Genomic DNA, 24,269 nt, shown 5'->3' with positions numbered 1-24,269 from the left:
AGAAACCCCGGCCGGTATACGTCTCTCCTCCCCATTTTATGGGGAGGTGTCGCGGCGTACGGGGCCGCCCGAGCGGTCCGCGACGGAGGGGTCACTTCCTTAAGCGACCCCCTTTTGGCTTAGAAATTATACCCGACGCTGACCATATACGACCGCCCGAAGATCGGCCGTGCATTGGCCCCCGTCGTCGACCGCGGATCGCCTTCGGTATAGCCGTGCGCATTGCCGAGATTATCCCCCGACAGCTGCACATTGATATTGCCGAGATCGAAGATGATGCCGGCGTCGACCTTGTTGTAACTCTTCAACACGGTCGCATTGGAGTTATCCGCGAAACGATCGCCGACCGCGAACACCGTGCCGTAGAAGGTCGTCGGAATGGACCCGAGATGGGTTTCATAACGCGGCGTCACACGCACCTGCCATTCGGGCTGGCGCTGAGCCGAATTGCCGACATTGGCGGGATCCGACGACTTGGTGATCTTCGTCTTCTGCCAGGTGCCGTTGAGCGCCACTGACAATCCGAACTCGGTCTTCAAACGGCCGTCCAGTTCCAGACCCTTGGCTTCGTTGGAATTGGATTCCAAAGCCCCACCGACATCGTGGAACTTGGCGCCATCGAACTTGTTGTAAAACGCCGTGGCGAACAGATCGACATATTGCGTCGACAGCTTGTAACCCAGTTCATACTGCTTGATTTCCGACGTGTCGGTCAGGCCCGAGCGGAAATCGTCGAACTGCGGATACATGAAGCCGGTCGAGGTGCGGCCGAACACGCCCATGCGCGGGTCGATCTGGTAATTGAAGCCCAGCGTATAGGACGACTTGCTGCGCGTATCGTCGACGACCAGGTCGGTGGTGCCGTCGGGATAACCCGGACCGGAATCCAGCACATAGCTCGTCTTCACCTGCTCGCTGCGCGCACCCAAATCGATGCGCAGTTTATCGGTCGCCTGCCAGGCATCGGCGACATAGAGAGCGTCGGAACGCATGTCGCCGGCCGACAGGATGCCGTAATGCCAGCAGCCCGACCCCGAACCCGCCGCCGCCAGATCCGAACAATGGATCGTCGAGACGAGATAATTGCCGTTCTGCTTGACCTGCATCGGGTTGAAATTGCCGATCGTCCAGAAGTCGTCGGCCGACACGCTGGCGGCGTAATAGCCGAAGGTCAGGTCATGCGTGCCGATCGTCTTCGACGCGCTGAGATCGTTGACCAGGGACTTGAGCTGCTTCTGCACCACCCAGGCGCCCCAGTTCTGCACATAATCGCCGGACCCGAGCGTCGTACCGTCGGCGGTCTTGACCGGGCCGCCGATTTGCGTCGCCAAAGCGGCCGCTGTGATCGCCGAACCGTCGGGAACCAGGCCATAGGTGTCGGCGTCGCCCTTGGTGTAACCGAAGTGATCGCGCACGCTCCAGCCGTTCTCGAACGTCTTGTCGAAATTGACACCCGACACGATGCCCTTCCAGCCGCGACCATTACCCAGGTCGAACTTTTCGGTGTCGCCGTCTTCATTGACCTGAAGCGTCGCGAAGCGCGAATAATTGCCCAGCTGGACATAGGTGCCCTTGTCGAGACCCGGCACATTGACGGCGAACGGCAGATACCAGGTGCCGTGGTCGTCGGTGGCTCGGATATAAGCGTTCAGCTTGCCGCCATCGAACTTCTTGGTGATATTGGCTGTGAACTGCGATCCGACTTCGGAATTGAACTGGGTGTCGCGGACGCCGGGCGACGACGTCGCATAGCCGCCGACCATATAGTAGAGATCGTCAGCCAGCTTGCCGCTCATCACGGCGTCGACGCGGCGCGTGCCGTAATCGGTAAAGGTCGCCTTGACGTCGCCCTTGGTCACATCGCCGCCTTCCTTCAACACGAAGTTGGTGGTGAGGCCCGGCTGCCCTGAAGCGAAGATAGGCGAGGGGCCGCCGCGCAGCGCTTCGACGCGCTGGATGGTCTCGTCGGTGCGGAACATCACCGAATTGTCGAGGAAGGACAGCGAGGTCGCCGGATAGATCGGCGTGCCGTTGAGCTGGAAGGTGACGAACTGGGCGTCGCCCGTGCCGGGGAAGCCGCGCACGAAGATATTGGCGCCGCCGACCCCGCCCGAGCTTTCGACCCAGATGCCGGGAACCAGGGTCAGGACTTCCGAAGACGCCTTCGGATTGGCCTGCAACAGGTCGTTGGCGGTGATATTGGTGACGGCATATGAGGCTTTCAGCTTGTTGATGCCCTTGCCGCCCGGCGTGCCGACGACGATAACGACGGTGGCCTGGTCTTCGGGGGCGGCGGCTTCGGGCGCCGGAGCGGCGGCATCCTGGGCATAGGCGTGGCCGGCGAATCCGGCGACCAATGCGAGAACCGAGGCCATAGTGGTCAGTTGGCGGTTAAAACGCGTGGACATGAATGTGTCTCTCCTGTTGAGGCTTTTTTTGTGTGCGGGTACTCAATCCCGTCCCGCCAAGCAGAACAGGTAACGCGGTCATGTCTTTGTCAGTTTGAACAACGTGAATGGTCCAGATGCACGACTGCGAGCAGCTTGGATGCTACCTGTGCCTTGCCTGTCTTTTCCGGATCCGTCCTTTTTGTCGTCCTCCGCCGCGGCGATTTATGCCGTCTGTCGTCTTATGACATCGATACCATGACATCGATACCATAGGCAAAGGGAAAAATGCGGCAGCCGTATTGAGGGGGGCGATTGTTGTATTAATGTGACGGCCTGGCTTGGGCCTACGATCTGGTCGCACGCCCGTTATCCAGCGACTACGGACTCACATCCCACATTCGCCGGACAACGCCATGCCTGCCAGATACCTTTGACCGTTGCCGTCCGGTCATACGAATTCGCAGGTATCCTAGAGCATTTCCCGCCAAAGTGGACGCCGGTTTGGCGTAAGGAAATGCGACAAAACAAAAACTTAGAGTGTTAGCCCGGCCCATCTTAGCCGGGCAACGCTCTAGTCCCTGAGCAAAGCCGCATTGCCCCAGGTGACAACCGTCGGCACCTTGCTCTTCGCCACCGTGCCGCGCGCCACCAGTTCCACAACCTGCACGCCGGCAATGTCGGCCTGCAGGGACTGCACGGGCTGACCGAAACGGGTCGGCTTGGACGTCGCCAGCAGGTTGCCGTCGCCATAGACGGAGAAGGTCACGACATCATCCGTATCGAAGGTCGAATCATCGACTCCCACTTCGGCGACGAAGCGGCGAAATCCGCCGTCGGCCCGAACTTCGAACCGCGAGTTGGCAAGGACGCCCAGGCCGGTATCGAACATCGTGCCGTCGACATGTAACGCCTGACGATACGGCGTCGCATCGGCCTGGGCGCCGCCCCAGCCGGTGTAGGCGGGAGGTTCGCCGGTGTCGGTCGTGGCGCCCCACGGATTGATCATGCGGTGGATGGTGGGGTCCGGTTGGGGGAGAACCACGCCATCGACGGCCGGGTTAACCCGGCCGGGCATTTCCGACAGGTAGAGGCCGTCGGTCAGGGCGCGCGTGCCCGAAGCGTCGAAGATAAGCGTCTGGCGCGGCTCCAGATGCAGCTTCGTTTCTCCGGAGAAGGCAGGTAGTGTGCTTCCGCTCCACAGGTCCCTGAGCGCCACCGGCGCGGTCCCGCTGAACTTCAGGTGCCGGGCGGTCAAGGTCACGTCAGCCGGCGCCAGTCCGCGGTTGAAAATCGCCACCGCCTTGTGTCCGTTGCTCAGCGTCTTGACCAGAATCTGAACGTCGTCGGTGTCGTAGGCCGGCACAGCCTGGTTGCCCGCCGGATCCTGATCGACCGCGATGATATCGCTGTTGCCCAGGATATCCATGAGTGGTTGCGGCGCTTCCCGCAAATCGTAACCGATGAGAAGCGGCGCCGACAGCATCGACCACAGCGCAAAATGCGATCTGGCTTCGGTCAGATGATGCTCGTCGAAGTCGCCGTGGCCGACGAAGAGCATGTCCGGGTCGTTCCATGAGCCCGGATGCGCGTAGAGGGCGCGATCGGCCGCGCTGTCAAAATTGGCCAGCATCCGTGTCCAGCTGGGTGTGATATCGTCGCTGGTCCGCGACAGGTTGCCGACATCCTTTGCCCAGGCGCGCACATCGGCAGAGCCCCAGGCGCAGATCGAGAAGACATAGTCGCCGTCGGGATTTGTCCGGCGCAGGGCATCGGCGACCTGTTGGTAAAGCTGGCGCACGGCGGGGATGTCGGTGCGGCGAATTTCCTTCACGTCGATCAACGGGCTGAGCGCGCGGAATTCACCGGATTTGACGCGCGCATTGTCCGTGCCGAAGGCGCGAATGCCGCAACCATCGACCTTTATGTAATCGAATGCCCAGTCGCCGAAGTAGAGTTTAATGTCCTGGTCGGTATGGCCGTACAGACCGACCTCGCGTTCGGCGACCGTGCCTTCGGGCAGGTTCGGCGTGTCCGGGCCGCCGAAGGCTTGGGAACAGTTATTGGCGCCGATATCCGAATAGATGCCGGCTTTCAGGCCCATGGCATGGATACGGTCGGTAAACGGCTTGAAACTGGTCTCTTCAGGTCCCCCGACCGCCGCGGACGGAAAAATCGACGTGCGCACGATCATGCGGCCGTCGGTCGTCCGCCGCTTCAGCCACCAACCGTCATCGATATTGACATAGCGATAGCCTTTCGCCGCCAGTCCGCTGTCGACAAGGGCCTTGGCGGAATCCAGCACCTTCGCCTCGGTAACGTCCGTGTGGAAGGCGTTCCACGAGTTCCACCCCATGGGAGGCCTGGCCGCCTGTCCCGTGGTCACGGCCGTCCAGTGACCGGTTGCCGCCAGCGGATCCGTTGCCGCGCTGGCCCCGCCGCTGCAAAGCAATGCAAATGCAAGGCTGGCCATAAACCCCTGAACAATCCGCCTCATGACGCCTCCAATATCTCTTTAATCTGTTATGCGTGACTTCGTCTGATCGGCACGCTTATGTCGGTCACTGTAGCAGGATGGCCTAAACGAACAACTTTTCCTCGCGGGCGAAGTTGAGAAACAACGGCAGCCACAGGCCGTCGGGACTGCCCGGCCGGCCTCCTACCCCAAAACCGTGACCACCATGAGCGAACAGGTGGGTCTCGACCGTCACCTTGGCCGCCACCATGGCGTCACGCAGCCGTACCGAGTTCGCCACAGGTACGGCGCCGTCGTCCTCGGCATGGACCAGGAAGGTCGGCGCGGCCGCCGGTGTCACATTGAGATCCGGCGACCACTCGCGGATCTGCGCTGGCGTCGGCGGGCCGCCGAACAAGGACGGCGCCACGCCGCCATAGGCATAGGCCGGATCGACGCTCTGCACCGGATAGATCGGCGCTGCCAGGAAGGGCCGAGGGCTGAGCTGGTCCGTAGCGTCGACCGGCGCATAGAGCGGCGCCGAATACCGTGTGGCCAGGGTCGTCGTCAGGAAGCCGCCGGCGCTGAAGCCAAGGATGCCGACGCGCTCGGGGTCGAGCTGGAAACGCGCGGCGTTGGCGCGGATGACCCGCATCGCCCGCTGGGCGTCGGCCGGGCCGACGCTCGCCGGGTCTTTCCACCCGTCCTGCGCCAGGCGATAGATCAGCACGAAACAGGTGATGCCCGCCCGGTTCAGGACGTCGGCAACGGAATAGCCTTCGTGGTCGAAATAGTTCCATTGGAAGCCGCCGCCCGGAATGATCAGCATGGCCGAGCCATTGGGGTGAGCCGCCGGCAGCGCGATCATGTACGGTTTCAGGATGCCGTTTGTCCGTCGGCTGCTGTAGCCCGGACTCGTCGAGGTTTGCTCGATAACCTCGGTCATGTCGGGATGCAGGGCCCCGGCCGGCGGATGCGGCCACAATTGGATCGTCTCGCGAGCGTCCGCAGCGCCGGTCTGCGCCCGGACCGGGGTCGCGGCACCCAACCCCATCGTCGATGCCGCGGCCAGGGCCAGGGGTGATTTTACAAGATCGCGTCGTGACAAGCTCATGGCTGAACACGCCTCCGTTAGGCTCGACCTGAGCTCGCCCTGGCGGGAAAAGCGCGAAGCTTGTCCGATGGCCGGGGGAGGTTGCCGAGGCAGGTTGTTACAAAATGAAGTCTTTTCCGCGGAACCTGGCCTTGACCCTTGCCGGGCCAGCCAGGATTACCTTGGCGTCCGGTTATTTCAGCCCCGCGCCCTCCAGGACTGCGTCCATGCCCTGTTGATCCAGGACGGCCCGGGTGCGACGATCGATCAGCCCGCCGGTGTCCCAAAGGAAGGGGCGGAGGCCGTTGGCCAGGGCTTTTTGCGTGACATACTTCATCCAGTGCGCCCGCGACGCCTTGTGCAGGTCTAGGTCCAGCGGATTCGTCCGCGGCGTGGCGCCGAACTCGCCGACCATGACCGGAATGCCCTTGTCGATGAACACGCTTTTGGCGAGCGTCATCTTCTGGTCGACCCAGTCCTCCTCGCCCCAGGTCGCGTTGCGGTCGGGTTCGAGGGTCGAATGAAAGTCCTTGCCCCAATAGTAGAACATCTTCCCCCAGGATGCGTCCTCGGTAATGATCGTGAATTGGGAGGGGTCGTAATAGTGCACTTCGGCCATCAGGCGATCGGTCGCGCTATCCGTCGGCATCTTGGTCCACAGGCTTTGCGACAGGTCGATATTGGTTTGTGGCGCCTGCAGGACCAGGGTGCGATAGGCGTTGCGCCCGCCCGTGGAACGGACCGCATCGATAAAGGTCTGGTGATAGGCGAGCAAAACCTCCATCTGGGTAGCGTCGGCGGCGTTGGGCTCGTTGGCGCTGGCGAAAAGCAGGCGCTCATCGAAACTGCGCAGGTGCGTGGCGATCTGCTCCCAGAACGCCTTCTGCTTGGCGGCGACGGCGTCCTTATCGGCGGGCGTTATGTGACCTTCGAGCCAGCCGCCGTCCCAGTGGATATTGAGCACGACATACAGATCGGCGTTGATGCAGTACTGGACGACGTCCTTGACGCGATCGAGCCAGGTGTCGCTGATTTTCGCCGTCGTCGCGTCGGCATACTGGTTCCATGAACAGGGTAGTCGAATGGCGTTGAACCCCTTGGCCTTGGCCGTATCGACAAAGTCCTGCGTGATCAAGGGATTGCCCCATGCAGTCTCGCCGCCGGTCGCTTCCAGGGTATTGCCGATATTCAAACCCAACTGGATGCGCGCGGAAATCTCCGACGCCGTTCGCGTCATACCGGACGCGTCCACCGCGATCGGGTCGGTGTTATAGCTCGGGTAGAGACCGCTGCTCGATGACGAAGACGACGATGATGACGAAGACGACGATGAGGAAGATGAAGACGACGAACTCGATCCGCCACCGCCACCGCCGCTACTGGAGCCGCCACCGGAGCCGCCGCAGCCGAGCAGAGCGAGCGGCAAAAGGGTGCCGCTCGCGGCGGCAAGAAACTTGCGGCGATTGTACGCACTTGACGATTTCACGATTATCCGGACTCCCAACAGACTGCATTTTTCTGCCATCGCCGACATTCAGCGTACCGAACTCATCTCAAGCCGCGGTGTCTGAGGCGGTAGCCTTGCGTTTATTGTATGATTATTAAAGCCGCCTTGCCACGAGCGGCAATTGTAAAATTAAATTTTATATATGATTTTTTATTGGCGTTGCGTCTTTGTCACAAGACGTCTGCCGCTGTGCCTGCCTTCGGTGAGATCCACATTCCGCGATTGTAAGCAGCCTTCTCGCCGCCTCGATGGTGACCGGCTTGCCCCTAACCCTCTACCATCGATTGAAGCGGCATGCCGTGCATAACGGTGTCTTGTGAAACGACCGCCATTCTGTCATGGTTAGGATTGTCTTTACTATTCCGGGGGTTTCGTCGTGTTGCGTTTCAATGCCTTGCGCGAAAGCCTGAAACAGGCCGATCCCGAACTGTCGCCCGCCGCCGACGCCATCACCCATAGCCTGGGTGACGACATCTATCATGTCAACAGCGTCAACGACCTCGTCACCGAAGAGCCAGGCGGCGGTGTCGACTTAGTGATCTCCACGATCAACTACACCCTGGGACCCAATGTTGAAAACCTGACCCTGACAGGCTCGGCCGATCTCAAGGGCACCGGCAACAATCTCGACAATATCATCACCGGCAGCAATGGCGCCAATGCGCTTGCCGGTTACGACGGCAATGACACGATCGACGGCGGCGCCGGCGCCGACACCATGAAGGGCGGCGACGGCGACGACACCTTCTTTGTCGATAACCTCGCCGATATCGTCCAGGAGGGCGCGGGCGGCGGCACCGACACGGTCAATGCCTCGGTCACCTTCACCCTGGCCGGCCAGCAGGTCGAAAACCTCAACCTGACCGGCACGGGCGACAGCAACGGCACCGGCAATTCCCTCAACAACACCATTACCGGCAACAGCGGCGCCAATAGCCTGACCGGCGGGGCAGGGATCGACACCCTGTCCGGCATGGGCGGCAATGACCGCCTCGACGGCGGTCTCGGCGCCGACATCCTGGCCGGCGGCACCGGCGACGACACCTATATCCTCGACAATTTCAGCGACAGCGTCAGCGAAAATGCTGGCGAAGGCTACGACACCGTCGTTTCCGACAAGAGCTGGACCCTGGGCGCCAATTTCGAAGCCCTGCGCCTGAACGGCACGGCCGCCTTCAACGCCACCGGCAATGCGCTCAACAACGCCCTGACCGGCAACGCCAACGCCAATATCATCGATGGTGGCATCGGCGCCGACACCATGACCGGCGGCAAGGGCGACGACCTCTACTATGTCGACAATGCCGGCGACAGCGTCGTCGAAATCGCCGGCGAAGGCACGGACAAGGTGATCTCATCCGTCACCTTCACCCTGGCCGGTCAGCAGGTCGAAAACCTGACTCTAACAGGCTTCGCCAATATCAACGCCACCGGCAACAGCCTGGCCAACATCATCATCGGCAATTCCGGCAACAATCTCATCAATGGCGGCGGCGGGGCCGATGCCATGACCGGCGGCGACGGCAACGATACCTACACGGTTGATAATGCCGGCGACACGGTGGTCGAGACCAGCACCGGCGGCAACGACACCGTCAACGCTTCGGTCACCTTTTCGCTAGCCGGCCAGTTTGTCGAAAACCTGACCCTGACCGGCACTAATGCCATCAACGCCACTGGCAATAGCCTGGCCAATATCATCAACGGCAATAATGCGGCGAACATCATCAATGGCGGCGGCGGCCACGACACCTTGTCGGGCAAGGGCGGCGACGACAGCCTGACCGGCGGCTCCAGCGGTGATGCCTTCGTCTTCAACCTGTCCGACAGCCTTCTCGCCGCCCAGACCGACAGCATTCTCGACCTCAACTTCGCCGCCGGCGACACGCTGATCTTCGTCGGTTTCAACGGCGTGACGACGCAGATCGACACCTATCTCGAACTCGCCCAGTTCATCCTGGCGACCGCCGGCAACACGGTCACCGCCGGCAGCACAGGCGGCATCGCCCGCTTCACCTTGCCCGGCGCCGGCGGCCATACCCAGGCCATCAACCTCACCGACACCAGCGGCAATGGCACGGCCCTGGCGCAGCTCCGCACGGCCGTCGGCCAGGCCTCGCTCGGCACGGGCGTCCCCGCGGGCACGGACCTGACCTATGTCGCGCGCCTGGTCGATGCCAATGGCAACGTCATCGCCAGCGACGGCAATAATGGCTGGCTGGCCCTCGACACCTTCGCCTTCGCCTCCAGCAATTCGGCGAGCTTCGCGTTCGGCGACGATCGCGCCACCGCCAGTCTGTTCAACGCGATCGTCCACAACGCCAATATCGGGCTCGAAGTCGAAGCCTATCAAACCGTCAATGGCGCCCTGCAACTGGTGGACCAATACCTTTTCGCCGACAACACCCTGACCAGCGACACCCTCGCCAGCAGCGGGGCCGCCTACTCGCTTTCCATCGGCAGTTTCGAACACGACCATTGGGCCCGCGACGCCAAAGGCGTCTTGCAGGCGCCGACAGAATTCGGCTGGAACTTCACCACCAGTACGCCGGCGGATCTCAGCGGTAATGCCGATTTCCTCGCCGACGGCAGCGTCGCCGGCGGCCAGCCCGATGACCTGCACTACGCCGTCCGTTTCTTCAATTCTGACGGCAAACTCATCGCCAGCGAGGGCACCAACGGCTGGATCCACAGCGACGCCTACGGTCTGGTCATTCTCAATGAGCGGTCCCTGACGGTGGCCCTCGATGCCGGCGCCCTCTCGATCGTCACGACTGATGCCGTCGAACACGATTCCACCCTGCGCGTCGAAGTCGCGGCCTATAAGACGACGCCATCGGGCCTGGTCACGGTCGACGACCTGATCTTCGACAACGCCCATATCGCCCAGCGGTCGACCGGATCCGAAGGCAAGGACAGCCTGGCCATAACCTTCGGTGCCTCCCAGCAGTCGCACAATGCGCTTGATAGCGATGGCAAGATCGTCGACAACACGACCTCAGGCTGGAACTTCGATACCAAATCGAGCTTCTCCACCACGCCCGGCAGTTTCGCCAATAGCGATGTCGCCGCCACCGCCTTGCCCGGCGCCCAAATCCTGGTCGGCCGCTTCGTCGACGACAAGGGCAATGTCATCGCCAGTTCCGGCACGAACGGCTGGGTCGCGCTCGAAAGTTTCAGCGTCAGCGAAGGCCGGGAAAATTTCCCGGCGCTCGGGTCACCCGACGCCGCCATACCGCTGGTCGTCGGCCTGTCTCTCACCGGCTCGGACAAGGCTTTCCTGGCGCTCGAACAAGGGGCTGTTCTGGACGGCCATGTCTCTTTTCAGGTCGAATCCCTGATCATGATCAATGGCCAATACCGGCTGGTCGACGACTACCTGTTCGAAGGCGGCCAGGTCGCCGCCGCCGGCGCCGGTACCGTGGTCCTGTCGGCAAGCGCTTTTACCCACACCTATACCGGCCATGACACCAATGGCGGCGTCACCTCTACCGCCACGACGGGCTGGGATCAGAACACACGGACGCCTGTCACCCTGACGGACCCCGCCGATTTTACGGCAGGGCAGCACACGGGAAACCCTGAGGAATCGCTGACCTATGTCATGCGCTTCATCGCCGCCGACGGCAAAACCATCCTGAGCAGCGACGCCGGCACCGGCTGGGTTTCCGGCACGATGGGCTTCGGCGCCACCGGCGGGACGTCCATCGGCCAGGTTACGCTCTATGTCGCCGACGATCTGTCAAACCTGGCCCTGACCGCGGCCCTGGTCCGTGGCGATGCGGTCAGCGTCGACGTCGAAGCCTATCGTACGACATCGTCGGGCCTGCAGCTCGTCGACGACTATCTGTTTGGCGGCGCGACGGGCGCCATGTCCAATGCCGACGCGAGCGGTGGCTTCAGCATCGCCCTCAATGCCGAGACCTATAGCCATAGCCACAATCTCTATGACCATACGGGCGTCCTGACCGACCACAGCACGCTGGGCTGGGATTTCGTTCACCATCAGGCGACGACGCTCACCGACCGCGGAGACTATGCCGCCAGCGGCACGCCGGCCGTCGCCGTCGATCATCCGGCGCCGGTCGTCCACTATGCCCGTTTCGTCGACGGCAAGGGCACACCTCTGAGCAGCGACGGCTCAGGCGGCTGGATTGCCCTGTCGGACTATGGCACAGGCCTATCCGACAGTAGTGGCCAGGCCCTGCTGCAATTCAACTCCGACCAGCTCATGCTGGCGCTCACCCGTGCCCACATGACGGGCGCGACGTCGCTCGGGCTCGAAGTCGACGGCTTCACCGGCAGCCAACTGATCGACCAACAGCTGTTTACCCACGTCAGCGTCGACCAGGTCTGGCAAAACGGCGCCGACAGCAAGGTCATAGTGGGCTTTGCCGACTTCCAGACGACGCACAATACCGGCACCAAGGGCGGCACCGCGACCTTCGGCTGGGACCTGGTCGGCCACACGACGACGACCCTGACCAGTGCCGGGACCTACAACCTGGCCACTGCGGCCGGCGGCGCCACCGGCGATATGACCTATTATGTCCACTTCGTCGATGAAAACGGCCAGACGATCGCCACCGATGGCGGCCATGACTTCACTGAGGCAGCCGCCGTCGCTTTTAACTTCGATTCCGGCGGCCTTCCCACCGTCGCCATGGAGCTCGGCAACGACCAGTCCCTGTTGACCTTGCTGCAGACCGTTTTCACCGACCACCCGCTCGCCCGCGTCGAAATCGAGGGCTATGTCGACACTGTGAACGGCCCGCGCCTTATCGACGAATACCTCTTCGACGCGGCCTCCGTTATCGCCCAGGCCGAAGCCGGCACTTCGGTCAACAACAACCTCGTCATCGCGTTCGATGAATTCCAGCTGGCTCACTATGTCTTCAACGGCAAGGACTATGTCGCCACCACCTTCGGCTGGGACCTCGTCCACAATCAGGTTGTCACCCTCGGCACCCCGCATCCCGACGTCTTCTCCTAGCGCCTTTCACTCTTCCCCCTTCTCCCCTTTCAAGGGGAGAGGGTGCCAGGCTTCAGCCTGGCGGGTGAGGGGTTCTTTCTTGAATCTCAATCCTCTGCCAGAAAGCACGCGACCTTGTCCGATGAAACCTGGACCGGCGGCTATGTCGTCGATGTCGAATATACCCACGGCTTCTACCCCGACCTGGCCCCGCTCAACCTGGCCATGGCAGCGACCCAGGCCGGCCGCCGCGCGCCCGACCCCGACGCCCCCTTCACCTATCTCGAACTTGGCTGCGGCAACGGCGTCTCCACAGCCCTCCTGGCGGCAGCCAACCCTCACGGCCAATTCTGGGCCAACGACTTCAATCCCACCCACATCCTCAATGCCCGCACGACCGCCGAAGCCGCCGGCACCACCAATGTCACCTTCCTCGAAGCCAGTTTCGAAGACCTGACCGACGCAGACCTGCCAGAGTTCGACTTCATCGTCCTGCACGGCATCTGGTCGTGGGTCAGCGCCGAGAACCGTCACTATATCGTCGAGCTGATCCGCCGCCGCCTCAAACCCGGCGGCCTGGTCTATCTCAGCTATAATTGCCTGCCGGGCTGGGCGCGCGTAGCCCCCTTGCGACGCCTGATGAAGCTCGGCGTCACCAACCCTTCGGCCCCGGCCGCCGCCCGCGTCGAACAGGCGCTCGCCTATGTCCACTCCCTGCGCGCCGCCGGCGCAGCCTTCTTCGCCGACGCCCCCTATATCGCCCCCATCCTCGACCATCTCGCCGGTCAGGACCCGGCCTATCTCGCCCACGAATATCTCAACGAGCAATGGTGGCTCTTCTATCACGACGAAGTCGCCTCCGCCCTGGCCCCGGCCAAGCTCGGCTACATCGCCCAGGGGCGCCTGCTCGACGCCTTCGACCAGTTCAATCTCAAGGCCGAACAACGCGCCCTGCTGGCCGCTCCCGACGCGCCATCCAATGCCGAAGTGGTGCGCGACTTTCTGCTCGACCGCCGTTTCCGCCGTGACGTCTATAGCCGCGGCGCACCGACCCTGACACCACAGGACGTCTCGCGCTGGATGTCCGGCCGCCGCTTCGCCCTGGCCCGCCTGCGCGAAGTCTGCCCTCTTAAATTCAAAGCCCCCGGCGGCGAATTCGACCTGACGCCGAAGGTCTTCGACGCCGTGCTCGACGCCCTGATCGCCGGGCCAGCGACCATGGCCGACCTGTGCGTCAAACTCCCCGCCCTCGAAGCCCGCCATATCGAACAAGCCCTCAGCGTCCTGTGCGCGCTGGGCTATGTCCAGCCCGCGCTCCCGGCCGAAGGCGATGCCGCGCGCAAGGTGGCCACCGACCGCTTCAATGCCGCCGCCCTGCACTCGGCCGCGGCGGGCCGGCCGGTCGCCGCCCTGGCCTCACCCGTGACCGGGACAGGCATACCTCTGCCCGGTCCCGAACAGGCCTTCCTTGCCGCCATCCTGCGCGGCGAGGCCCCAGAATCGCTGGCCGCCACCCTGGCTCCGGAGTCCGACACCGACCAAACCGCCATGCGCAACCGTGCTGTGAATTTCACACGCAACGGCCTGGGCGTGCTCAAGGCCCTGCAAGTCATCTGACGGTTCCCGCCCGTCCATTACAAATACCGACAGGTTGCGCCGACCGGTATGACAAGCGGTCAAACCTGCTATCATACCGCTTTCCGGGCGCAATCACCAAGGCCGGGCCGCAGCGCGGTGCCATCCACCTTGGACCCATTGCGCCTCCATCACACGGGAGCAGTCGCCATGGCGCGCCGCCACTGGACAGGCCTTTTCATCCTCTTCTGCCTCGGGGTATCCGCCCATCAGGCCCACGCGATGACACCGGCCGAGAGCAACCTCTACCTCCGCAATCTCCAGGATCGCGAGTTTCTGTGCACGGGCCAGGAAAACATCGCCCAACTGGTCGAAAGCGACGTCCATTACGATACCACCGTGTTTTTCCGCCTGTCGGCGGCCGACGGCAACCGCATCGAATTGGTCGAGACCTCGACGGTTGTCCTGGCCGGTCAACCCTATACCGTTGTCATGCAGGCCACCGGCACGGCAGAAACCAATGCCGGCCAACCGTCCCTGGTCTTGACCCAGTCATCCGTCACCACCGGCACGCCCTTGCCTCCGCCGCTGGAATGGCACACCGATCTCGGCACCCTGACCTTCACCCAAACCGGCGACGCCCCGCGCCTCCAGGGTACGCTCTACGATCAGACCAGCGGTGAAGCGATCCATTGGGACTGTCATTTGCAGACGCCGCGCGCCTTTCCCGACCCAGGCTTCCACACGCCGGTCACCGACGCCGAAACCGGCCATCGCTTCATTCTGACGACGGCGCTGAAACTGATCACCTGCGAAGGCTCGACCTACCTCAAGGGCGACCAGGGCGCCATCGTCGGCAATGTCATGACGAATATCGCTTATCAGTTAGAAGACGACGGCCGCTTCCACGGCACCAATTCGACCGTGCTCTATTTCGATGACGGTCCGCTCATCCAAAAACGCACGTGGTATGGCCACGACGACCTCAATAACGGTCGCCCGAGGCTGACCTTCGATCAGCCCGGAGACGTCACCGGCGACACCTTCGCCTTTGGCATTGTCGAAACCCCCTACACCATAGAACTGACCTTCGACGACACCAGCGCCGATCCCAATATCAGCGCCATCATCGATGACCACACGACCCGCTACCCGGCCACCTGCCATATCAAGCCGCAATAGTCGCTCCGGGATTCGGGGAAGCCTCCTGATGGTACCATGCGCCTTGCCCTGCCATGCTCCGCCACAACCGCACTTGCATTTCCCGTCCTCCGGTGTTATCTGCCCGCCCATGACCAGAAGCTATGAATCGTTTACCACCACCACATAGCGTCTCTCGTACCAACGAGGGGCGAGGCCTCTCACGTGTTCATTCGAACCCTGGCAGGTCTTTCCTCCAGGGTTTTTTCATGCCCGGCCCACAACACCCGGTCCCCAACGGCCCGGCCAATAAAAGGATTTGTACCATGCTGACCTCAAAGGTCTTCAGCGCTTCGGAACACACGCAAGCGGATGCCCCGCGCGTGGCCGATGCCGCGTGGGCAATCGCAACCTGACGCTCCGCGGCTTTCGCCCGGAGCCCCTGACGGACTCCGGAGTTTGATCTTCATCAACTCGCCGGATCCGTCCGGCGAGTTTTTTGTTTTCGGACCGCGCCACTTAAGGCACCGTCCACCCAAGATTTGGCGCGCCAAAGCCAATGGCCGCCGGGCCCGGATTGATCACCTGGGTTCGTCGGTGTTCCAAAAAGGAAAGAAGTAAGTGTGATAAAATGAACAAGGTACATGTGAATGTCGGTACCATCGGCCATGTCGACCACGGCAAGACCACCCTGACCTCGGCCATCACCCAGGTCCAGGCGGCGCGCCTCGGCGGCAAGGGCCTGTCGTTCGATGAGATCGACCGCGCGCCCGAAGAAAAGGCCCGCGGCATCACCATCAACACGACCCACGTCGAGTACGAGTCCGAGATGCGCCACTATGCGCATATCGACTGTCCCGGCCACGCCGACTATGTGAAAAACATGATCACCGGCGCCTCCCAGATGGATGGCGCGATCCTGCTTGTCGACGCCACCAAGGGCGCCGCCAAACAGACGATCGAGCACATCCTGCTGGCGCGCCAGGTCGGCGTCCGCCACATGATCGTCTTCGTCAACAAGCTGGATGCCCTGGCCGAGGACGAACGCGAAGACATGATGGCGCTGATCCAGCTCGAAACCGCGGCGCTTCTCGAAACGCAAGGCTATGAAAATACGCCCTTCGTCTTCGGCAGCGCCCTGAAAGCGCTGGAAGCGGTGACGCGCGGCGATCTCACCGATCCCGCCGTTCAGGGCATCGTCGATCTCGTGACGGCGCTCGACCGCTCGATCCCCGATCCGGTGCGCGACTTCGCCGGTCCGTTCCTCATGCCGATCGAAGGTGTCCACACCATCGAAGGCCGCGGTACGGTCGTGTCCGGCCGTGTCGAACGCGGGGTGATCAAGGTCGGCGACAAGGTCGAAATCGTCGGCCTCGACAATGCCGGCCGCGAAGTCGTGGTCACCGGCGCCCAGGCCTTCCGCAAGGATATCGCGGAAGCCCGTGCCGGCATGAATGTCGGCCTGCTGCTGCGCGGTCTCAAGCGTGACGGTGTCGAACGCGGTCAGGTCCTGTCCGTGCCCGGCGCCATCAAGGCCCACACCCGCGGCAAGGCTCAGGTCTTCATCCTGACCAAGGAAGAAGGCGGCCGGCATACGCCGTTCGCCGGCGGTTACCAGCCGCAATTCTTCTTCGGCGTCACCGACGTCACCGGCGTCATCACCGTCGCCGACGACGGTATCGTGTCGCCGGGCGATCAGGCTGAAATCGGCTTCGAACTTCTGAAGCCGGTCGGCATCGAGAAGGGCGTGCGCTTCGCCATCCGCGAAGGCGGCAAGACCGTCGGCGCCGGTTTGGTGACCGAAGTCATCGCCTGAAACGCAGCGCCCGGCGCCGGTTCACCCCGGCGCCGGGCGTTTGTTGAATTCCAAATTTAAAGGGTCTGAGGCTGGCTAATCGTGTCATCCTAAAAGGCCGTCAATCCACCGATGGACGACCAAATCTTGATCCTCCCCGCTTGCCGGGGAGGGGGACCGCGCCGCCCTTGCGGCGTGGTGGTGGGGCACTTGTCGCTTGTTCGAAACCCCCACGTCTGACAATTATTTCCTGAGGCTTGCACAATTTCCTCCGCCCGACGCAAGAATGAGGTCCACAGACAAGAAGGGACAAGAGCGGATTTCAGAGCAATTATATATTCGAAATTTCGAGCCACTTCGGAGTCGCACGGCACGGTTGACCCGATCGCGTCCGTCCATTAAAGCCGTGACATGGCACAAGGCTCGCACATCGAGCTTGCCGATGAAATGCAAGAGATCATTGTTAAGAGCGCCCCTTGGAAGGAGCGCTCCTATAACTCTCCCCATGAAGCTATCGAAACTGTAAGAGCCGGCGATATTAGGCAGAGCCAAGGCCCGCTGAGCGCGTGCCAGGGCCGAATAATTGATCAGGTCTTGCTCAACGACGCAGCGCTTAGACTATGTCTGTCCGGCGGCTATGTTGTCGACATAGAATGCAAAGACGACCTGTCCGCCGACTATACGATATATGATTCCGCACCGCCAATATTTGCCGGCACCCATCACGTCCAGGAGGTCGTAGATATTCAACATATCCTCGGCGATGCGGTCGTCAGATATTCGGACCCGGAGCATTTTTGGCATAGGAAAGATATAATTTCCCACATAACCGGTCGTGAATTCAGAATGATCTTAAGGCGGCCGAACTACCTGATTTTATATGTGGCCGGTGCTGGCGTCACATTGTTCAACGGGTACCTGGATGTCCTAGGAAGGTATAGTTTTCTCCACTGGTCGCCGGAATGACCGGCATCCCTACACCGTCGGCCATTATTGCATGCCCCGCGCCGGTTCACTCCGGCGCCGGGCGTTTGTTTTTGGGGTTGATATCTCGCGACTGCACGCTATTGGCCAGGGAACGAGGCAGAGATGTCTTTGCCTGCAATCGTATCCTGCGCTGATCCATCAAAAGTCAGGGATGCTCTTGTGGTAAAGTTTCATCATAAATCCGACAGTCGCATTGTCGATGTGACCTGCCAGACGATAGATGAGGGCGCCGTGCTCGTTCACCCCCACTACGGTAACCTTGACGCCGAAAAAATCGACGTCGGTAGGTGTCCCATCAAAGGTCAGGCTTTTCGTTTGTGAATAAAAGGTACCTGAATAGAGAGGTGCCGATTGTGCAATGGGAGTGGTGTGAATGCGTAAGACAAAGTGAACCGGGCCCGGTTTGCTCCTGTCATAATCTGACTCCCATACAATTATGCCAGCAACTCGCCGCACCTTTGTGCTGTCAATAAGATGGTACGGTATCGGCGCTGGCAGCGCGACTTGAGGATAGAATACATTGCCGGTTAAGGTTTGGTCGTCGATGACCGCAATTTCTGGCGTGCTTATGATTGGAAGGGTTCTGGCTGCATGGTCGAAACTGCCGTCGCCGTCGCTGTCGATCAGACAAGGCGTCAATCGTGCCGAAAACCTGGTGCTCCAGCCCGTTCCGCAATAAGTCGTTTGATCGATGCCGGTAGCATACAGCGTGGATTCGGCGGTCAACGGGGCTCTCAGATCGATAGCGATAGCCTTCGCAAGTTCCAGTGGCACGTCGCCATCCAGTTGAACGGCCGAACTGGGTGAGATCTCTACATCCGCCAGTTTCTGGTATGACTTGGCGGTGTAAGTCTCATTGCCGTCGAACTGTTCGGAGTTTACGACAAGCTGGAATGTCGGGTTCTTTTTAGCCGCTGATGCACCGACGGGCAAGGCCAGGATCAGTACAATGCCGGCAAGGACTTTGGCTCTCATTATTTCCCCCTCTTGGTCGAATCGCGCCCCAAACTCGTAGTCTCCTAGGGTAGGCATAGCTTCGCAGAACTCACCGACTTTGCAAGCCGCCCGTCCGGCACTGTCTTGGACAATCAGCCGCCGTGTAGCAAAAAACGTCGCTGCCCCCTTTTAGCCACTCTCAGTCGCCGTTGCACCGGTCGCATAAGGCAATATCGCCGACGATAATGCCCTCGCCGATTCCGAAGGGCTGATGACAATGGAGGCAGGTTGCAATCGGAGCCCGCTTACTCGGCTCCGGCTTGGTCTCCCGCCTTCGCTTCTCTTCATGCCATTGTTGAATTTCTTCCGGGGTGAATGGCATCTGCGCTCCTTTGTCCTGCTTCCTTCGCCGCATTTTGGAACGGGCGACTAAACCAGAAGTTAAACCTAGAATTAGGGGGACAGGAGCACTTTTCCCCCGGTCTCGAACGCTTTTCGGTTGCCCCAGCGCTTGCCGAGCACCATGAAGAAGGCGGCGAGGCGGAACTGAGGATCAGCCCGTGCTTCTGCAGGGCCGTGGCGGAAACGTCGGGGGAATAGTGCTCAAGTCCCCTATATTCCCTTTATTCCTATTCATCTCGCTCAATATCGACAAACATCAATTTTTGGTTTTTGCCAACCTTTGCCCGCACGTTCACCTGATGATTGACCATCGGACCAATTACGTCATCGACAGTCTCTCCGACATTTACGATTTTATAGGTCTGTCCGTCGGCGATGACTTCCAACCAATCATCTTCAAGGTGGACCGCTCGAAGCGTTCCTGTGATGCGCTTCTCTCCAAGTTTATCACTGTCGTCAGTGGGTGTTAGTGGGCGCAGTGTTTCAGAAATTGTCCGCCGAGACTGAGGTGATAGAATCACGGCGTTATGGTCGCCAGTCCCTCGGATTTCCATTTCGCTGAAGGTTTTGCCCGTTGGAGCGAGGCTACGTGCTAGTTTGAGGAAGGTCGTTCGGTATGCAGGTTCTGGTACTACCGCTTCCATTGCTTCGGGCGCATCTTCAGACGCTGCACGAAGAATGGACAGAAAGGTGTCCGTGAGCACGTCTGGCTCAAGTTCATCGGTAGGGAATAGATCCGGCTGGGCCGGCTTCTGAATGGCGACCACAAATTGGTAACTGCCGGGCACGGACTGAAATAGCCAGGGTTTATATCGTTCTTGAATTTCCTTCGACGGCGGCCCTTTGGTACGAAGCGGGAGAGATTTGAGAAGTTCTGCCGTACGAAAAAACAGGCTTTGGACGGTTTGCACTTTGCTTAGAATGAGGTCCAGTGGTGCGCCTCCGGTTACGACTTCGCCGCCGCGAACCGATACGACCACCTGACCGCTTAAGAAACCAATGCCTGCTTCATCTTGGGCTTCCTCGTTCCAAACCGCTTGCAGCAGCGTCCGCAGTTCGTTCCTCGCAAAGAGTGGTAAAGCGTCCCGTCCGAGGGCTTTGTGAGCAACTTGTTCAGCTTCCTGAAATTTACGCGCCTTGTACCATAGTGCGGTAGCGCTAACGGCGGAAATACCGAGTGTCCTGGGTTTATCGTCGCTCAGGATTTCAAATGCGGCAGTTTCAGCTTTTGCCGCGAGCGCAAAAAGAGCCTTGGCGCGTTCTAGCTCGCCGTTCTTCAACGCCTCATGGGCGGAGGCCGCCAATTTCTCGCTTACGTCATGCGACTGGCTCCAAGTCATGACGTACCTACATCGGCAAGCATTATTTTGAGCGTAGAAAATCCGACCACGCAAGCAACTGCTGGTAAGCTAGATCGACCTGCCGCCGCTTGCGATATCTTCGCTTTAAGCCTGCCTTTCACATCGGATTCATTTCCCCTGTCGGTGCCAGAAACTTCGAGCCTCAAAGCGTTTTCGAGGTCATCGGTCGAACGGTCATCTTTGTCGATGTAATAATCGGCGCCCGTTAATGTTTCGGCGCGTTTTATTGCCACTAACCCTCGTGAGTGGTCGATAGCCGCCAAGGCCAACGCGCATGCACCGCTCTCCGTGGCATCAATCGCATTATTCCATGCACCTTGGGTTCGGGGACTTGCTTTTTCCCAACTGACGGTCACTTCAGATTGAACCTGATTATCCGTCAGTTGGAAATTGACAGATGAGGTGTGATGACGATCAAGGCACACGCAAGCGGCTTCCGTGAGGCCGTCAGCAGTGGCCTTCGTTAAGCCATAGTGCCTGTCGCTGAGGTTATGGAATTGCAATTCCGCCATTTTTACGCCCCTCCTAACATCGTGGTACACCGTGAATAGCGAGTTGTCAGCCATTCATCCGTTGGATTTACCTGAACGTTTTTGGCTCCAGCATCTCCGTGCGCAGAAACACCCTGTCGAATCTGACCTCAACAGGCTCAAACAGTTCCGCTGGGTGGCTACACGGTGGGAAAAGTCGCACGAAACTAACTTGCTGTCCCAACGATAGCTGTCGTTCTATGGATAGAGTAAATGTCCACGGAACCTGGGCCCGGTTCAGAATGCCATTCATTTTGCAGATTGTTGACAAATATTCAAAATTGCGGGCACTTTCGCCATGGTGGTTTTTTGGCGAGGCCGAGACGGATATATACAGCGCAGGATAGTTTCAAAACCCATCTTTTCGCGACATCTGCGTGAAGGCTTAAATGGAGGATTCGGCTTGGAGAGATCGGTTCAGGGTTTTTTGTCCGGTGTCGGCCAGAACATCGCCGCCGCCATCTGCATTAGCGTGATCGGCTCTCTTTGTCTGGCATTGGGCCTGACCCAAAAGGGCGAGGTGGGCGGCTTGGGCGAGTGGCCCACTTGGGTGGCATCGGCCGGACTAGTCCTTCTGCTCGCGGCCGTCGGTATGAGTGTTCGCATCCTTCTGCGATGGCGTGCGCGGCGGCAGGTGCGTCGGGCGTCCGGAGACCGCCTCGCTGTGCTGGTCACCTGCTTGGTTGGCGATTCAAACGACAGTATGCGCGAAAGCCTTCGCGAAGGTCTGAAGGCCGAACTTGACGACGCGATCGAGGTGTCCCTGTGGCCAGAGAGGCTTGAACTGCGGCATGGCCGAGATGCGGACATCGAGACGGCATCAGCGCGTCGCGCGCGGGCTTGGCTTAACGCGACCAATTGCGACCTGATGATTTCGGGGCGCGTGCGTGCCGACGGGGGGGCCGTGCTCCGGTTTTGGACGCTCGACCCGGGCAACGGCGAGCAAGTACTCGCGGTTGCCGAACCCGCCTTGGACCTGCCCAAGGATATCAGCGAGAAGTTGAGGGCCGTCTTAGCGACGCGCGTTCTCCTTGAGGCCGCGCCGGCCTTCAGCGACGCCAGGTGTCTGCTGCCGCAAATGCGCCAGGTGGAACCGCGGTTGCGGCGACTGCTGGAGGCTTCTGTTCCGCCAGACATGAGCCTTTTCCTCCATCACCGGTCGGTGCTATCGGCGATCGGCCGCCAGTCTGGCGACGCTTCTCTGACCCGGCGGGTCACCCAGGATCTGATCGATGTTTTGCGGAACGATCATGGTGCCCTGGATCGGAGGCTTCTGGGACAGGTGCGATTCAATCTCGCGGCCGAACTAATGAATTTGGGCGAGACCCATCTCTCCAATGAGCTGCTGCTCTCAGCGGTTGAGGTGCTTCGGCCGGCGCTGGGGGCCACGGCCGCCGATACCTTTGCGATCCAACTCAACTTGGGGATCGCCCTGGGCATGGTGGGCAGCCGCCTCGATAATGCTGAAGTTCTCAACGAATCCATCGCGCTTTTCGACCGGCTGATCGTTGAACCTGGACCCGCTGACCCCATCCTCCTTGGCAAGGCGCTGCACAATCGCGGCAATGCGCTGAGCGACCTAGCCGACGCTACTGAGGACGAGAGTTGCCTTGACCTCGCTGCGGCATCGTTCGAGGCGGCGCTCATTCACCGAACCCCTAAGGTGGCACCGATCTTCTGGGCGCGCACCCACACCTCGCTTGCCGTATTGCTTGCAAAGCTGGGCCGTTGCCGCAGGAACCGAGAGTACCTCGACGACGCGCTTGACCACTACCGGCTGGCACTCGAGATGTATGTGGCCCACGTGATGGACAACGATTGCGCCCTCGTTCGCTACAACATGGCCGTATGCCTGTCCGCGCTGGCTGCCCAAACGGGTGATCTGTCGAAGATCTTCCAAGCCATTGATCAGTTGAATGCCGCGGAAGCCGTCTGGACTTTACAAGGGCATTCCCGAGGTGTGTTCAATGTCAAGAACGTGTTGGGTGGCGCCTATGACTTACTGGCAGTCGCTACGGAAGATGTCGAGATGGCGGCCCTGGCGGCAGAAAGCTTTGAGGCGGCGTTGGACCTAGTGGAATCGGAGTACGGTAGCGTCGAATGGTCCGGTGTGGCGATGAATCTGGCGTCTGCGCGCATCAACGTTGTCGAGCTTGGCGGCGATCCGGCGGGACTCTTGCCGGCAATCGCGCTCCTGGAGGAAGTTGAGGCCTCGTCCCAGACACAGGCAGATCATCGCATTCGCGCGCTAGTAAAACGTCAACTCGGTGAGGCCCATCTGCTCCTGTCCTCGCAGGACGATCCTATTCCCCACCTTGAAATCGCCGTGGTGGCTTTTACGGCCTATGTAGCATTCTGGCCCACCGGGCAGGCGCATGTAATCCGCGCCAACGGATTGATGAGGCTGGCGGCCGCACAGTTTCAACTGGGCGGCCATCCGGCACATTCAGGTATGCTCGCCGAGAGCGCCAGGAGTTATTCGATGGCGGCGGATGTATTGCGGCAAGCGCAAGCCAACGGCCACGACGTTGGAGAGTTTCTCGCAATGGCTGAGCAAATGAGTGCGACCGTTTGCGATCATGATGCTGCGGAAGGGCACTAGCCCGTATTTGAAAGAAGAATATAAGAATATGGATAAGAATATGGGGACAGATAAGAATATGGGGACAGGAGCACTATTCCCCGACGTTTCCGACACGGCGCCGGACAAGCACGGACCGATCTTCAGTTCCGCCTCTTGACTTTTACCTGGCGCGCTCCGAGCGATCGGGCGACCGGGAAGCGTTCGAGACCGGGGAATATGGCTACCGCCCCCTTGGTTGAATTGAATTGGAATCGGTAACATCTTACGCCTGACAGGCACAAAGGCATGGCCGATAATTGGACAGAATTGGATAGGATTTTCTCCCCAAGGCGCGCTTAGGTTTCGAATTTTACCTATCTCGACAACAAACCCCCGTCCATTCAGCGCCTGCCAACGCCCTCCAAAGGCCGGTTAAGCCGCCCATTACAGGTCCAACTGCCACCGCGATGGCAAAAACACGCAGAAACCACCCGATTTATCGTCCGCCCCAAAGGCCCGAACCGGCAGGCTTGAATGGGCGGGATTATTATGCGTTTGATGTCTTC

The 24,269-nt window shown here is 60.5% G+C and carries 13 protein-coding genes; 6 read left to right on the top strand and 7 right to left on the bottom strand.

Annotated elements, in window-relative coordinates; translation table 11 throughout:
• Positions 1–119 precede the first annotated feature (119 nt).
• From AC1DX3_RS04595 to AC1DX3_RS04580, 4 genes are all read right to left on the bottom strand, one after another.
• On the bottom strand, positions 120–2,408 hold the full coding sequence (locus tag AC1DX3_RS04595; RefSeq protein WP_476988065.1) for a TonB-dependent receptor domain-containing protein: 2,289 nt from the start codon (positions 2,406–2,408) through the stop codon (positions 120–122).
• A 553-nt stretch (positions 2,409–2,961) separates the two neighbouring features.
• Positions 2,962–4,884 carry an NPCBM/NEW2 domain-containing protein gene (locus AC1DX3_RS04590; protein WP_476988064.1) on the bottom strand — a complete coding sequence of 641 codons (1,923 nt, stop codon included), beginning with the start codon at positions 4,882–4,884 and terminating at the stop codon, positions 2,962–2,964.
• Between the two features lie 82 nt (positions 4,885–4,966).
• Positions 4,967–5,956: an alpha/beta hydrolase gene (locus AC1DX3_RS04585; protein WP_476988063.1), complete on the bottom strand. Its 990-nt coding sequence runs from the start codon at positions 5,954–5,956 to the stop codon at positions 4,967–4,969.
• A 172-nt stretch (positions 5,957–6,128) separates the two neighbouring features.
• A complete protein-coding gene (locus tag AC1DX3_RS04580; protein WP_476988062.1) occupies positions 6,129–7,421 on the bottom strand; it encodes a glycoside hydrolase family 5 protein in 1,293 nt (430 codons plus the stop codon).
• Between the two features lie 397 nt (positions 7,422–7,818).
• Here AC1DX3_RS04580 and AC1DX3_RS04575 point away from each other — a divergent pair, with 397 nt between their 5' ends.
• The 5 genes from AC1DX3_RS04575 (at position 7,819) to AC1DX3_RS04555 (ending at position 17,890) form a co-directional block, all read left to right on the top strand.
• Entirely contained in the window at positions 7,819–12,435 is a 4,617-nt protein-coding gene (locus tag AC1DX3_RS04575) for a beta strand repeat-containing protein (RefSeq protein ID WP_476988061.1), read from the top strand.
• Between the two features lie 114 nt (positions 12,436–12,549).
• Entirely contained in the window at positions 12,550–14,031 is a 1,482-nt protein-coding gene (locus tag AC1DX3_RS04570; protein WP_476988060.1) for a class I SAM-dependent methyltransferase, read from the top strand.
• A gap of 168 nt (positions 14,032–14,199) precedes the next feature.
• Positions 14,200–15,171 carry a hypothetical protein gene (locus AC1DX3_RS04565; RefSeq protein ID WP_476988059.1) on the top strand — a complete coding sequence of 324 codons (972 nt, stop codon included), beginning with the start codon at positions 14,200–14,202 and terminating at the stop codon, positions 15,169–15,171.
• 589 nt (positions 15,172–15,760) lie between these two features.
• A complete protein-coding gene (gene tuf, locus AC1DX3_RS04560; protein ID WP_476988058.1) occupies positions 15,761–16,945 on the top strand; it encodes an elongation factor Tu in 1,185 nt (394 codons plus the stop codon).
• A gap of 390 nt (positions 16,946–17,335) precedes the next feature.
• Positions 17,336–17,890 (top strand): hypothetical protein, encoded by a 555-nt coding sequence (locus AC1DX3_RS04555; protein WP_476988057.1) that lies wholly within the window; start codon positions 17,336–17,338, stop codon positions 17,888–17,890.
• Between the two features lie 159 nt (positions 17,891–18,049).
• Here the strand turns inward: AC1DX3_RS04555 and AC1DX3_RS04550 are convergent, their stop codons facing one another.
• The 3 genes from AC1DX3_RS04550 to AC1DX3_RS04540 all read right to left on the bottom strand — a co-directional run bounded on the left by AC1DX3_RS04550 (position 18,050) and on the right by AC1DX3_RS04540 (position 21,122).
• On the bottom strand, positions 18,050–18,886 hold the full coding sequence (locus AC1DX3_RS04550; protein ID WP_476988056.1) for a hypothetical protein: 837 nt from the start codon (positions 18,884–18,886) through the stop codon (positions 18,050–18,052).
• Between the two features lie 590 nt (positions 18,887–19,476).
• Complete coding sequence (locus AC1DX3_RS04545) at positions 19,477–20,589, bottom strand: hypothetical protein (RefSeq protein ID WP_476988055.1); 1,113 nt, start codon at positions 20,587–20,589, stop codon at positions 19,477–19,479.
• Complete coding sequence (locus tag AC1DX3_RS04540) at positions 20,586–21,122, bottom strand: hypothetical protein (protein WP_476988054.1); 537 nt, start codon at positions 21,120–21,122, stop codon at positions 20,586–20,588. Before AC1DX3_RS04540 ends, AC1DX3_RS04545 begins: the two co-directional genes overlap by 4 nt.
• A gap of 421 nt (positions 21,123–21,543) precedes the next feature.
• Between AC1DX3_RS04540 and AC1DX3_RS04535 the strand changes: the two genes are divergently transcribed.
• Positions 21,544–23,742, top strand: a complete 2,199-nt coding sequence (locus AC1DX3_RS04535) for a hypothetical protein (protein ID WP_476988053.1) — start codon at positions 21,544–21,546, stop codon at positions 23,740–23,742.
• Positions 23,743–24,269 lie beyond the last annotated feature (527 nt).

The organism is Asticcacaulis sp. P2_B1, from assembly GCF_056404915.1.
Note: the sequence above shows the minus strand (reverse complement) of the source record. Positions and strands in the feature narration are given on the sequence as shown.

Bases quoted from the DNA above. Each gene is read 5' to 3' on its own strand.
- AC1DX3_RS04540 (WP_476988054.1), bottom strand. From the start codon at position 21,122: ATGGCGGAATTGCAATTCCATAACCTCAGCGACAGGCACTATGGCTTA.
- AC1DX3_RS04590 (WP_476988064.1), bottom strand. From the start codon at position 4,884: ATGAGGCGGATTGTTCAGGGGTTTATGGCCAGCCTTGCATTTGCATTG.
- AC1DX3_RS04550 (WP_476988056.1), bottom strand. From the start codon at position 18,886: ATGAGAGCCAAAGTCCTTGCCGGCATTGTACTGATCCTGGCCTTGCCC.
- AC1DX3_RS04555 (WP_476988057.1), top strand. From the start codon at position 17,336: ATGGCACAAGGCTCGCACATCGAGCTTGCCGATGAAATGCAAGAGATC.
- tuf (WP_476988058.1), top strand. From the start codon at position 15,761: ATGAACAAGGTACATGTGAATGTCGGTACCATCGGCCATGTCGACCAC.
- AC1DX3_RS04585 (WP_476988063.1), bottom strand. From the start codon at position 5,956: ATGAGCTTGTCACGACGCGATCTTGTAAAATCACCCCTGGCCCTGGCC.
- AC1DX3_RS04545 (WP_476988055.1), bottom strand. From the start codon at position 20,589: ATGACTTGGAGCCAGTCGCATGACGTAAGCGAGAAATTGGCGGCCTCC.
- AC1DX3_RS04595 (WP_476988065.1), bottom strand. From the start codon at position 2,408: ATGTCCACGCGTTTTAACCGCCAACTGACCACTATGGCCTCGGTTCTC.
- AC1DX3_RS04565 (WP_476988059.1), top strand. From the start codon at position 14,200: ATGGCGCGCCGCCACTGGACAGGCCTTTTCATCCTCTTCTGCCTCGGG.